General features: G+C 63.9%; 11 protein-coding genes. 8 read left to right on the top strand and 3 right to left on the bottom strand.

What is annotated here, in order from left to right; all coding sequences use genetic code 11:
* Positions 1-2: 2 nt before the first annotated feature.
* Positions 3-521 carry a PaaI family thioesterase gene (locus tag JQK88_RS08670; RefSeq protein WP_203278063.1) on the top strand — a complete coding sequence of 173 codons (519 nt, stop codon included), beginning with the start codon at positions 3-5 and terminating at the stop codon, positions 519-521.
* A gap of 16 nt (positions 522-537) precedes the next feature.
* On the opposite strand, the gene JQK88_RS08675 is transcribed toward JQK88_RS08670, so the two are convergent.
* Positions 538-1,002 carry an NUDIX hydrolase gene (locus JQK88_RS08675; RefSeq protein WP_203278064.1) on the bottom strand — a complete coding sequence of 155 codons (465 nt, stop codon included), beginning with the start codon at positions 1,000-1,002 and terminating at the stop codon, positions 538-540.
* A 247-nt stretch (positions 1,003-1,249) separates the two neighbouring features.
* Between JQK88_RS08675 and JQK88_RS08680 the strand changes: the two genes are divergently transcribed.
* The 6 genes from JQK88_RS08680 to JQK88_RS08705 all read left to right on the top strand — a co-directional run bounded on the left by JQK88_RS08680 (position 1,250) and on the right by JQK88_RS08705 (position 8,540).
* Positions 1,250-4,012 carry a DUF2339 domain-containing protein gene (locus JQK88_RS08680; protein ID WP_203278065.1) on the top strand — a complete coding sequence of 921 codons (2,763 nt, stop codon included), beginning with the start codon at positions 1,250-1,252 and terminating at the stop codon, positions 4,010-4,012.
* Between the two features lie 155 nt (positions 4,013-4,167).
* Positions 4,168-4,686, top strand: coding sequence for an RNA polymerase sigma factor (locus JQK88_RS08685; RefSeq protein WP_192256714.1), 519 nt, complete (start codon positions 4,168-4,170; stop codon positions 4,684-4,686).
* Entirely contained in the window at positions 4,683-5,474 is a 792-nt protein-coding gene (locus JQK88_RS08690; protein WP_192256716.1) for an anti-sigma factor family protein, read from the top strand. Before JQK88_RS08685 ends, JQK88_RS08690 begins: the two co-directional genes overlap by 4 nt.
* 207 nt (positions 5,475-5,681) lie before the next feature.
* Positions 5,682-6,782, top strand: coding sequence for a peptidase C39 family protein (locus JQK88_RS08695; protein ID WP_112560738.1), 1,101 nt, complete (start codon positions 5,682-5,684; stop codon positions 6,780-6,782).
* A 2-nt stretch (positions 6,783-6,784) separates the two neighbouring features.
* Positions 6,785-8,248 carry a RimK family ATP-grasp domain-containing protein gene (locus JQK88_RS08700; protein WP_192256718.1) on the top strand — a complete coding sequence of 488 codons (1,464 nt, stop codon included), beginning with the start codon at positions 6,785-6,787 and terminating at the stop codon, positions 8,246-8,248.
* A 19-nt stretch (positions 8,249-8,267) separates the two neighbouring features.
* On the top strand, positions 8,268-8,540 hold the full coding sequence (locus JQK88_RS08705; RefSeq protein ID WP_112560740.1) for a DUF3303 domain-containing protein: 273 nt from the start codon (positions 8,268-8,270) through the stop codon (positions 8,538-8,540).
* Between the two features lie 43 nt (positions 8,541-8,583).
* Here JQK88_RS08705 and JQK88_RS08710 read toward each other — a convergent pair whose 3' ends face one another.
* Positions 8,584-9,483 carry a LysR substrate-binding domain-containing protein gene (locus JQK88_RS08710; protein WP_203278066.1) on the bottom strand — a complete coding sequence of 300 codons (900 nt, stop codon included), beginning with the start codon at positions 9,481-9,483 and terminating at the stop codon, positions 8,584-8,586.
* An 87-nt stretch (positions 9,484-9,570) separates the two neighbouring features.
* Here JQK88_RS08710 and JQK88_RS08715 point away from each other — a divergent pair, with 87 nt between their 5' ends.
* Positions 9,571-10,488 carry a fatty acid desaturase family protein gene (locus JQK88_RS08715; RefSeq protein WP_203278067.1) on the top strand — a complete coding sequence of 306 codons (918 nt, stop codon included), beginning with the start codon at positions 9,571-9,573 and terminating at the stop codon, positions 10,486-10,488.
* A 10-nt stretch (positions 10,489-10,498) separates the two neighbouring features.
* Here JQK88_RS08715 and JQK88_RS08720 read toward each other — a convergent pair whose 3' ends face one another.
* Complete coding sequence (locus JQK88_RS08720) at positions 10,499-11,680, bottom strand: amidohydrolase (RefSeq protein WP_203278068.1); 1,182 nt, start codon at positions 11,678-11,680, stop codon at positions 10,499-10,501.
* Positions 11,681-11,709 lie beyond the last annotated feature (29 nt).

An 11,709-nucleotide genomic window follows, 5' to 3' on the forward strand; every position in this document is an offset into this window, starting at 1 on the left:
ATATGAGCGAAGTCGAACTTTATCCCGGCCAGGTGTCGCCGCTTGGGCTCGGCACCATTCCGCTTGGCGACCTCCTCGAATACAGCGGCATCGACCTTTTGCAGCGCATCGTCGACGGCAACTATCCGGCGCCGCCGATTTCCTTCCGGCTGAATTTTACCCTGACCGAAGTGTCGGAGGGGCGGGCGGTGTTTCGCGGCATGCCGAGCGAGCGCCATCTCAACCCGCTGGGCGGCGTGCATGGCGGCTGGGCGGCGACGCTGGTGGATTCGGCGCTGGCCTGCGCAGTGCAGACGCTGCTCGAGAAAGGCGAGGCCTACACGACGGCGGAGTTCAAGGTGAATTTTACGCGGCCGATCACGCCGAAGACCGGCGAAGTCGTCTGCGAGGGCAAGATCGTCCACAAAGGCCGCACGCTGGCGGTATCGGAAGCAACGCTGAAGGACGCGCAGGGCAAATTGCTCGCCTTCGGCACCGAGACATGCTCGATCTTCCCAGCCGCCAATCTGGCGGCGCGCTGAGGAAGGCGGCTTTGGCTCAGCCGGCTTTGCGCCGTCCCATGAAATCATCGAGGATGGCACGTTGACCGCTGAGGATTTTGAGGCTGGCTTCAGGCAATGAAAACCAGCCGGCTCTGTCGACTTCGGGGAATTCCTTCATCGAGCCCGACCTTGGCGGCCATTCGAGGGTGAACATGTCGCTTTTGATGGCATCGGTATCGATATCGGCTTCGACGCTCCAGGCGATGACGATCTTGCCGCCCGGTTGCCGATAGCTGCCAACGGGTTCGAAATCGCCATCGATGGCGACGCCGAGTTCCTCTCCGGCCTCGCGCCGGGCGGTCGCCAGCTCATCCTCGTTCTCTTCGATGAGACCCTTGGGGATAGACCACGCGCCTTCGTCCTTCCTTGCCCAGAAGGGACCGCCGGGATGGACCAGCAGAAACTCGAGAATGCCGGCCCTTGTCCGGTGGATCAGCAGTCCCGCGCTTCTTTTAGGCATTTGATTTTCCCTGGAGTTCACCTGAGAATAACATGGTCCCTGGCAAGTGGCTGTGGCGCGTCATTCCTGACCATCCGAGATGATGGGTGAGGATAACGACTGTAGGCTGCTGGAATTTGCCGGCGAAACATGCTCGATGATTTCTCTTCAGTCACCATTGCGGTGGCGTGACTTGAATAGCCGTCTGGGGTGGCCGTGTGGCCGCCGCAATTGTCAGTGAAAACTGGCCTGGTTTGGGGGAACCGCCATGTTTGAAAGCCTGATTGGCGCTGTCGTCGTTGTCGTGCTGTTCGTCCTCGTCTTGCGCCAGCAGGGCCGCATCAGCCTGATCGAGCGCGAACTCGGCGCGCTGCGCAGTCTGGTTCTGTCCGGTGTGAATGTTGCTGCGCCCGCTGCCAAGGCTGTTGAGGCGACCGTAAATGACAGCGTGCCGGCGGATGCCGCTCAGGCCACCACGGCGATTGCCGACATAGCTTCGCCAACAGTGGCCGAAGTGGCACAAGCGCCGTCCGCGGCGCCCGAAGCGGCCACCAGCGAGCCCATGCCGGAACTGTCAGCAGCGGCCAAGGCGGCGTTGACCGGATCCGCGCCGGCTGCCACCGCGAAAGCGGCCCGGCAGTCCGAAGTCGAAACCGCGCTCGGCACACGATGGGCGGTCTGGGTCGGCGGCATCGCGCTGGCCTTGGGCGGCCTGTTCCTGATCCGCTACACCATCGAGGCCGGCATTTTCGGCCCGGAAGTGCGGCTGGCCCTGGCGGCATTGCTCGGTCTGGTGCTGATCGGCGGCGGCGAGTTCATCCGCCGCACGGGCTTCAAGGTCCCGGTGGAAGGAGTGGCTGGCGCCTACATCCCGGCGATCCTGACGGCCGCCGGCGCCTTCATCCTGTTCGGCACGGTCTATGCCGCCCACGCCGTTTACGGCTTCGTCGGCCCGGCCTTCGCCTTCACCGTGCTCGGCGCCATCGGCGTGGCGACGATTGTCGCCGCTCTCGTCCACGGCCAGGCGCTGGCCGGCATCGGCCTTGTCGGTTCAATGGCAACGCCGGCGCTTGTGTCCTCGCAGGCACCCAACCCATGGGCGCTGTTCATCTATCTCGCCATCGTGCTTGCCGCCACCGCGGTGATCGCCCGCATGCGCGACTGGAAATTCCTGATCGCGGCGGCCTTCTTCGGCACCGGCGCCTGGACCATCGCCTACATGATGGCTGCGCCCGGAACCGACCTTGCCGTCATCCTGTTCATCGACGCGGTGACGCTGGCTGTGCTTGCTTTTATCTGGCTGGGCAGTCGTGGCGGCGAAGCGGAAACGGCAAGGAATGGCTTCGACTGGCCCTCGATCGTGCCTGGCGTCTTCGTTGCGTTTTCGGCGCTCGGCCTGTCCGTCGACACGACACTGGTCGCCGCCGGCGGCGCCTTGCCGGGCGCTACCGTTCTTGTTGCCCTTGTCGCCACCGCACTCTACATGCCGCGCGCTTTGCCCCTTCTTCATGCCGCCGGTGTGGTGAGCGTGATGATCTATCTCGGCATTATTCCGCCCGCTACCATCGGCTCGGACATATCCCAGGGAAACATAGGCTTTGACGGCATGCCGGTGGCCGCCGGAAACCCGTGGACGCTGCGCATCGGCATTGGTCTTGGCCTGGTCTTCATCGGCGCCGGCTTCTGGGCCGCACGCCGCTTCGCCGCCACCGCGCAGGTTCGCGCGGCATGCTGGGCGGCATGGGGCGTCGCCGCGCCGCTGGTCATCCTGCTGGCGCTTTGGTTCGCCTACGGCAATCTCGACCGCGACCTTGCTTACGCCGCGGTCGCTGCCCTTCTGGTTGTCGTCTTCGCCGCAGGCGGCGAAGGGATCGCGCGCGCCGAACAGCCGCCGCTCAAGGGCGACATCGCCGTCTCCTTCGCGCTTTGCGGCTCGGCTCTGGCCGGCCTCCTGATGCTGCATATGGCCTTCGGTTCCGGCTGGACCACGCTGCTTGCCGGCGTGGCCGCCGTCGTGCCGGCGCTGGCGACGCGCTGGCGCTCCTATCCGGTGCTCGGCTGGATTTCGGTTGGCGCGGTCGTCGCGGTGCTTGGCCGTATCGCCTTCGATCCGACCATCGTCGGCGCGAAATTTCTCACGAAGACGCCCGTGTTCAACTGGCTGCTGCCGGGATACGGCGTGCCGGCGCTGGCCTTCGGCTTTGCCGCCTGGCAGCTCGCCCGCACCACCAATGGCCGGCCACGCCTTGCCATGGAGGCGGGTGCAGCCCTGTTCGCGCTGCTCACCGTCGCGATGCTGGTACGCCACGCCATGCATGGCGGCATCATTGACACCGGCACCGTCACGCTCGCCGAACAGGCGATCTATACGCTGATCGCCATCGGCGCCGGCGCCATATTGGTCGCCATCGACATGCGCTCGCCAAGCTCGGTGCTGCGCTACGGCTCGATGGCCGCCGGCGTGGTCTCGGTCGCCTTCATCGTCTTCCAGCATTTCCTGGTGCTGAACCCGCTGTTCACAGACGAGTCGACCGGTCAGATCCCGGTGTTCAACCTGTTGTTCCTGGCCTACCTCCTGCCGGCCATCGCCGCCGGCGGGCTGGCGCTCTATGCCAGGGACAAGCGGCCGCCATGGTATGCGCAGATGCTGGCGGTGGTCGCGGCACTGCTTGTCTTCGCCTACGCCACACTGTCGGTCAGGCGCGTGTTCAAGGGCGAGTTCATCGGCCTGTGGAGCGGTCTCGGCCAGCTCGAGACCTACACCTATTCGGCGCTCTGGCTGGTCATCGGCGTCGTGCTGCTGACCGCCGGCGTCTGGCTGAAATCGCAGGTGCTGCGCATTGCCTCGGCGGCGCTGATCGCGATCGCCGTGGTGAAAGTCTTCCTCTTCGACATGTCGGAGCTGGAAGGCGTGCTCAGGGCGTTGTCCTTTATCGGCCTGGGTGCGGTGCTGATTGGCATCGGGCTGTTCTATCAGCGGCTGCTGACGCGGGCGGCGAGGGAAGTGGATAAAGACAAGCAAGAACAATAAGATTTCCATTTAGCCAGGAATAAATCGGCCAGCGGTGTCGTTATCTCATTGCTTGGGTGACCGGGGCGGCGGACCGCTTCGCGCTGGCCGCTTGCGCCGCGCCGGGAAGGCGCGTTCAGTCGGGTTAAACAAGGGCGACCTCAGAACCAGCGGTCATGGACGAAAAGAAGGCAGCAATCCTTGGTGAAATACCGCGCCTGCGCCGCTACGCACGCTCGCTTCTGCGCGACCGCGATTCCGCCGACGATCTCGTCCAGGATTGCCTCGAACGGGCGCTCTTGCGGCTCGAGGGCTGGCAGACAGGAGAAAGCCCCCGGAGGTGGCTGTTTACGATCATGCATCATTTGTTCATCGATCAGATGCGCAAGGTGAACCGGCGCGGTGAGGCGGCGATCCTGCCGCTCGACGCAAACGAGGCGCAGGCAGTCCCCGCCGAGCAGGCGGAGAATGCTGCCTCGCGCGAGATCATCGACGCTCTGCAGGCGATCAGCCCCGACCGCCGCGCCGCCCTCGTGATGGTCGCCATCGAAGGCTTTTCCTATGCCGAGGCCGCCAACATTCTCGGCGTGCCCGCCGGCACGCTGATGTCGCGCATAGCGCGCGGGCGCGAGGAGCTGCGCAGCCTGCTCGACGACACCGCGCGCCGCCGCTCGATAAGGATCGTCGAGAAATGACCCGCCGCGATTTTTCCGAACGCGATATCCACCTGGCCCTCGACGGTGAACTGCCGGGCGACGAGCGCGCCGCCTATGACGCCTGGATCGACGCCAATCCCGAAATGAAGGCGAAAAGCGCCCGCTACACCGCCGACCGCGCCGCACTGCGCGCCGCCTTTGCCGGCGTGCTCGACGAGCCCGTGCCGGTGCTGTTGAAGCAGATCGTGCGCGGTGAAGGCGCGACCAAAGTGGCGGCGCGGCAGTCGCGCTGGTGGCTTGCAGCCGCGGCGGCCGCGGTGCTCGTCGTCGGCGGTCTTGGCGGCTATTTTGCCGGCATCGACGGTATCGGCAGGGATGACGGGGCAGACGACCAGCTGGCCGAAGAGGCTATCGCCGCCCATGTCATCTATGCCGCCGAACAACGCCATGCGGTGGAAGTGCCGGCCAGCGACAAGGATCATCTGCAGACCTGGCTGTCCAACCGCGTCGGCCTGAAGCTGGTGGCGCCCGATCTGGTGGCGGAGGGCTTCCAACTGGTTGGCGGCCGGCTGCTGCCCGCCGGCCAGGGCAAGGCCGCCATGCTGCTTTACGAGGACGCCAAGGGCCAGCGCATCTCGCTGTTCGTTACCGCTGATTCCTCAGCCAAGTCCAAGGGTACCTACACGGCCGACGCCGGCGGTCCCGAGGCGGTCTACTGGCTGGACAAGGGCTATGCCTGCGCAGTCGTCGGTTCGCTGCCGCGCGAGCAGCTGGCGGCAGTGGCCAAGCGCGCCTATGGCCAGCTAGTGGCCGGTCTCGCCAGTTGAGCGCATTTCGTTTTCGCAGTCGTGCAAAGGGGCGGCGGCGCACTTCGTGGTCCCGCTCTCATCGCCCCCCACTCGCGGCGGAACCTGTCACAATTCGGCCCTATTCAAGGTGCGATAGCGCTTGGATGATATCGGCGTTTCGGCTGATGTTTGCGACGTGTTCGACCGGGGCTTTCCACCCACTCAATCGAGGTTTTCTGAACCCGCATGCCTGCCGAGATTCGCAAGGCCCGCGCGTCCGACGTCGATGACCTCGCCGCCATCGAGAAGGCGGTTTTTTCCAGTGACCGCATTTCCCGGCGCTCCTTCCGCCTGTTGATCGAACGCGAGACCGCAGAGATGCTGGTCGCCGAAAGCGATGGCCGCGTCGCCGGCTACGCCGTGGTGCTGTTTCGCAAGGGCAGCGGCGTCGCCCGGCTCTACTCGCTTGCCACCAGTCCGTTTTTCAGCGGCCTCGGCTTCGGCCGCATGCTGCTTGCAGCGGCCGAAGAGGCCGCCTTCGAGCACGACCGCATGATGCTGCGCCTCGAAGTGCGCGAGGACAATCTTCGCGCCATCCGCATCTATGAGCAGAGCGGCTACCGGAAGATCGGCCGCGAACCCCACTACTACGAGGATGGCGAGACGGCGCTGCGCTATGAGAAGACCTTGCGCGGCGACATTCCGGTCGCCACCAAAGTGCCATTCTACCAGCAGACCTGCGAATTCACCTGCGGCCCATGCTGCCTGATGATGGCGATGGCCAATTTCGATTCCGGCTTCGTGCCCGATCCGGTCATGGAAATCCGCCTGTGGCGTGAGGCGACGACGGTGTTCATGATGTCAGGCCCTGGCGGCTGCGAGCCGTTCGGCCTTGCGGTGGCAGGCCACGAAAACGGGCTGGCGGCGGAAATCTTCGTGTCCTTCTATGGCGCGCTGTTCCTGCAGTCGGTGCGCAGCGAGGACAAGCGCCGGGTGATGGAACTCGCCCAGGTCGACTTTCGCCGCCGCGCGGAACAATACGGCATCCCGGTGAATTACCGTCCATTCGCCATCGACGACATCCGTGGCGCTTTGGCCGAAGGCAAACTGGTGCTGGTGCTGATCAGCGGTTTCCTGATGTTCGGCAAGAAGGTGCCGCATTGGGTGCTGGCCATCGGCGATGACGGCGACCATATCCTCATCCACGATCCCTGGGTCGAGGACGAAAGACAGGAGACCATCCTCGATGCCGCCAACATTCCCGTGCCGCACGGCATCTTCATGAACATGGCGCAATTCGGCCGCGACGGACTGCGTGCCGCCATCACTCTTGGGAAACGCAGATAACAATGACCTGGGTCATCCTCACCGGCCGGCAGAACGATCTCGACCAGGCCGCGACGCCGCATAAGATCATCACCAACCGTGATTATCTTGCGCATCCGGCGCTGTTTCGCGGCCAGCAGCCGAAGGTCATCAACCTGTCGAACAATTACGCCTACCAGAGCCGCGGCTACTATGCCTCGCTGCTCGCCGGTTCGCGCGGCCACAAGGTCATCCCGACGGTCGAGACGATGATCGACCTGTCGGAGCGCAAGCTCTACGAGCACGCGCTGCCGGAACTGGAACTGGCGCTCAACAAATGCCGCAAGGATCTCGGCGGCGTCTTTCCGCAAAAAGTCTGCATCTTCTTCGGCATCGGCCCGTCGAAGATCTGGGATCGCTTCGCCAAGCTTTTGTTCGACTGGTTCCGCGCCCCGGCGCTTGAGGTCCACATCAAGGACAGCGCCGAATGGGCTTCGATCCGCAAGATCGGCTTCCTGCCGCTGGCCAGGATGACCGAGGAGGAAGAAGCCTTATTCGTGCAGGCGCTCGAGACCTACACCAACCGCGAGTGGCGTGACACCAAGGGCCGCACACCGGCGCGCTACACTTTCGCCACGCTGGTCGATCCGCATGAGGAACTGCCGCCGTCAGAGATTTCCTCGCTGCGCTACTGGGCCAAGATCGCCGAAAAGATGGGCGTCGAAATCGAACCGATCACCAGGAAGGATCTGGCCAAGCTCGCCAATTACGACGCGCTGTTCATCCGCGAGACCACCTCGATCTCCAACCATACTTACCGCTTCGCGCGCCGCGCCCAGCAGGAAGGCATGCCGGTGATCGACGATCCGCTGTCGATGATCCGCTGCACCAACAAGGTCTATCTCAACGAGCTGATGGCCTACAACAAGGTGCCGGTGCCGCCGACGGTGATGATTGCCGGCACCACGGACCTCGAACTGGCGGCGCAGACGCTGGGCTTTCCGCTGGTGCTGAAGATCCCGGACTCATCGTTCTCGCGCGGCGTCAAGAAATGCGGCAACTTCGAGGAACTGAAGACACTCGCCACCGAGTGGCTGGAGGATTCCGATCTTCTGATCGCGCAGAAATTCATTCCGACCGAATATGACTGGCGTGTCGGCGTGCTCGGCGGCCAGCCTCTGTTTGCCGTGCACTATCTGATGGCCAAAAAGCACTGGCAGATCGTCAACCACAAGGCCAGCGGCAAGCCCGACCAGGGCGGTATCAAGACCTTCACGCTGAAAGAGACACCGCCGCATGTCGTCGAGACGGCGGTGAAGGCGGCGCGCTGCATCGGCGACGGGCTTTACGGCGTCGACCTCAAGGAAACCAAGGATGGCGTCTTCGTCATCGAGGTCAACGACAACCCCAATCTCGACCATGGCTGGGAGGATTCCGGCGAAAAGGACGAGGTCTGGGTGCGGCTGACGCAATGGTTCCTGGAGCGGCTCGACCGTCCCGGGCGGTAATTCAAGGCGAGGGGGAAGTATGCAGTTCATCGTCATCGAGGATTTCACCGGCTGCGATCGCAAGGAGATCTATCGTCGCTTCGGCGAGCGCGGCCGCCTGAAGCCGGATGAGCTTGTCGTGCACCACTCGTGGATCGCGGCGGATATGAGCCGCTGCTTCCTTCTGGTCGAGGCCGATGACGTCACGCTGCTGCAGCGCTGGGTCATCGAATGGGCTGACCTTGTGGAGTTCGAGATCATTCCCGTGGCGACGAACAAGGACATGGTCGCCGCATTGGCCAGCCATCTCTGAGTGGGGCGGCATTCGCCGCCCATGTCTGAGCGGGGGCACGCAATCATCGGAGCGCCGGCGAACCCACCGACCGCCGGCATTCCCCGATCAACCAATTGCGAAACGCCGCAACCACGTCGCGCCTTGCGCTGCGCTCGGGGATCGTCAGGCAATAGGGTTGGCGCAGCGCGATCGATAGGGCATTTGCCCGGACCAGCCGGCCGTCTTCCAGCGCCTGGGCGCAATAGATGCCTTGTGCCAGCGTCACGCCCAACCCTGAAATGGCCAGGTCGAGCGCTGCCCGCGACGAGTTCGCCGACAGGCCGCGCTGGACTGCCCGGCCGGGCTCGATGCCAGCCGCCTCGAACCAGTTGCGCCATGACGGAAACGACGCTCCGGTCGGTCCCCAATCGGTGTGGATCAGCGGCAGGCCGGCCAGGTTTTCCGATCTGGCGGCAAGTCCAGGCGCGCAGACGGGATAGACGGCGTCCCTGACAACGTCCTCTGTCGGGTGCTCGCGATAATGCGGTCCAAAGGACAGTCTGAGGTCGATCAGTTCACGGTCGAACGGCACCGGGTCGTCATCACCGCGCAGCGAGATGTCGACGGCGCCATGGCTGGCGACGAAGCCGGCGAGACGTTCCGAAAGCCAGCCCATCGCCATGGACGGCGGCACCGATATGACAAGCCGCGGGCGGAAGGCATCGCTGCCGCGCGCGATGCTGCCGATCTCCTGGAAGGCCAAGGTCAGCCTCGGCAGCATCTCGACGCCGGCTTCGGTCAGCACCACGCGACGGTTGACGCGATGGAACAGCTTGCGGCCCATCTGCTCCTCGACAGTGCGGATAAGCTGGCTGACGGCCGCCGCCGAGATCGACAGCTCTTCCGCCGCCGCGGCAAAGCTCCCCGAGCGTGCAGCCGCCTCGAAGGCTTGCAGTCCTTTCAGGGATGGAAGCGCGGCCATTTGGTGTTCCGATAGATAAGCTTAGCTTATCTATTTCGCAGAAATCCTCGTTTTTAGAAAGGTTTCTTATTGGGGTAGCGTGGCGCAATGAACATATCGGCTCAGACTGAACCCAGAGACCATCGCGATGTCATCGCGTCGCTGACCAATGAGCAGCGCAGCCGCCTGACCGGCAAATCGAACGGGCCGGGTCTGGTTCAGCTCGCATTTCATCTCGGCGGGATCATCGTTCTCGGCCCGCTGATCGCGGCCAAGGTGCCGTGCTGGCCGCTGCTGATGCTGCCGCAAGGCATCCTCATCGTCTTCCTGTTCACGCTGCTGCATGAGACGGTGCACAGGACGGCTTTCGAGACACAGTGGCTCAACGATGCCGTGGCAAGGGTCTGCAGCCTGGCGATCGCGCTGCCGGCCGACTGGTTCCGCTACTTCCATTTCGCTCATCATCGCTTCACCCAGGATCCCGAAAACGATCCCGAACTCGCCTTTCCGAAACCGGAGACGGTGCGGCAATACATCGTCCATGTCTCGGGCCTGCCGGTGTGGTGGGGGAATCTGCAGACGCTCTACACCAACGCGACCGGCAGCTGCCGCGACAGCTACGTGCCGCCGAAGGGCCTGCCCAAGGTGCGTGCTGAGGCCCGCGCCATGATCGCTTTCTACGTCGTAGTCGCCGCACTGGCGCTCTGGTTCAACGCGACGGTGCTGCTCTATGTCTGGATCGTGCCGGCGCTGCTCGGACAGCCATTCCTCAGGCTCTATCTGCTGGCCGAACATGGCCGCTGCCCGCTCGTCGCCAACATGCTGGAAAACACCCGTACCACGCTGACCAATTGGCTGGTGCGCAAGGTTGCCTGGAATATGCCCTACCACGCTGAGCATCACGCTTATCCCGGCGTGCCGTTCCATCAGTTGCCGGCGTTCCACCAGCTGATAGAGCGGCATCTTAAAGTGGTCGAGTCCGGCTATGTCAGCTTCCACGAAAAATACATCGAGACGCTGCGCTGAATAGCGGCATTCAATCTGGTGTATTGGTGGCCGCCGTCTGCTCGACGAGGGTGACGAAATAACTCAGCACGGTCGGAACGATTGCGTCGTTGAAGGCATAGCGATCGCCATGCAGTCCTTCGCCCGGTCCGACTGAGCCGGCGCCGACCCACGCATAGCAGCCGCCGGCTTCGCGGATCATGTAGGCGAAATCCTCGCAACCGAGGCTCGGGTTGAATGCGGTCTCGACCCGCTCGCGGCCGACGACAGCGGCGGCGGCCTGGACGGCTTGGGCCGTCGCGGCTGATGTATTGACCAGCGGTGGGTAACCCTTTTTGTAGACGAGCTTGGCGGTCAGGCTGTTCGCCGCAGCGATACCCTCCGCGATCTCCCCGACCAGTCTTTCGCAATGGTCCGACAGAGCGGGCTCGAAGAAACGGCAGGTCCCCTGCAGCCAGACCTTGCCCGGCACGATGTTGCCGACATTGCCGCCATGGATCTGGGTGATCGAGACGACCAGCGCCGTCTGCGGATCGACCGAGCGGCTGACGATGCGCTGCACGGCCTGAACGAAAGCGCTGGCTGCAAGCACCGGGTCGTCGCCAAGCTGCGGCATGGCGGCATGTGCGCCGGTTCCCTCGAAACTCAACTCGAAAGTGTCGACAGCCGCCATCATCGCGCCGGCTCGGGCCGCGATCGTGCCGAGCGGCAGTCCCGGCCAGTTATGGACGGCGTAGACGGCTTCCACCGGGAAGCGCTCGAACAGCCTGTCCTCGATCATGCGCATGCTGCCGCCTTCATTTTCCTCCGCCGGCTGGAAGATGAAATAGACGGTTCCGTCGAAGGCTCTGCTATCGGCGAGCAGCTTGGCGGCGCCGAGCAACATCGCGGTGTGGCCGTCATGGCCGCAGGCATGCATCACGCCGTCCTTTTTCGAGGCATATGGCAATCCGGTCTTCTCCAGCACAGGCAAGGCATCCAGCTCGGCCCTGAGCCCGATGGCGCGTGTCCCCGGCCGTCCCCTGAGGACGCCGACCACGCCGGTGCCGCCCATGCCTTCATGGATTTCATCGAGCCCGAAGGCGCGCAGCTTGTCGGCAACAAAGCGCGCTGTCTCATACTCGCTGAAACCAAGCTCGGGATTGGCGTGGATGTGATGCCGCCATTCCACCACCTGCGGGGTGAGGGCGGCGACGGGGTCGTTGTGCAGCATTGCGCTCTCCTTGCCGGCCGTCGTAAATT

Source organism: Mesorhizobium caraganae (assembly GCF_016836705.1).
Classification (GTDB): Bacteria; Pseudomonadota; Alphaproteobacteria; order Rhizobiales; family Rhizobiaceae; genus Mesorhizobium; species Mesorhizobium caraganae.

Excerpts from the sequence above, each read along its gene's own strand:
- JQK88_RS08670 (WP_203278063.1), top strand. The coding sequence starts at position 3 with ATGAGCGAAGTCGAACTTTATCCCGGCCAGGTGTCGCCGCTTGGGCTC.
- JQK88_RS08675 (WP_203278064.1), bottom strand. The coding sequence starts at position 1,002 with ATGCCTAAAAGAAGCGCGGGACTGCTGATCCACCGGACAAGGGCCGGC.
- JQK88_RS08680 (WP_203278065.1), top strand. The coding sequence starts at position 1,250 with ATGTTTGAAAGCCTGATTGGCGCTGTCGTCGTTGTCGTGCTGTTCGTC.
- JQK88_RS08685 (WP_192256714.1), top strand. The coding sequence starts at position 4,168 with ATGGACGAAAAGAAGGCAGCAATCCTTGGTGAAATACCGCGCCTGCGC.
- JQK88_RS08690 (WP_192256716.1), top strand. The coding sequence starts at position 4,683 with ATGACCCGCCGCGATTTTTCCGAACGCGATATCCACCTGGCCCTCGAC.
- JQK88_RS08695 (WP_112560738.1), top strand. The coding sequence starts at position 5,682 with ATGCCTGCCGAGATTCGCAAGGCCCGCGCGTCCGACGTCGATGACCTC.
- JQK88_RS08700 (WP_192256718.1), top strand. The coding sequence starts at position 6,785 with ATGACCTGGGTCATCCTCACCGGCCGGCAGAACGATCTCGACCAGGCC.
- JQK88_RS08705 (WP_112560740.1), top strand. The coding sequence starts at position 8,268 with ATGCAGTTCATCGTCATCGAGGATTTCACCGGCTGCGATCGCAAGGAG.
- JQK88_RS08710 (WP_203278066.1), bottom strand. The coding sequence starts at position 9,483 with ATGGCCGCGCTTCCATCCCTGAAAGGACTGCAAGCCTTCGAGGCGGCT.
- JQK88_RS08715 (WP_203278067.1), top strand. The coding sequence starts at position 9,571 with ATGAACATATCGGCTCAGACTGAACCCAGAGACCATCGCGATGTCATC.
- JQK88_RS08720 (WP_203278068.1), bottom strand. The coding sequence starts at position 11,680 with ATGCTGCACAACGACCCCGTCGCCGCCCTCACCCCGCAGGTGGTGGAA.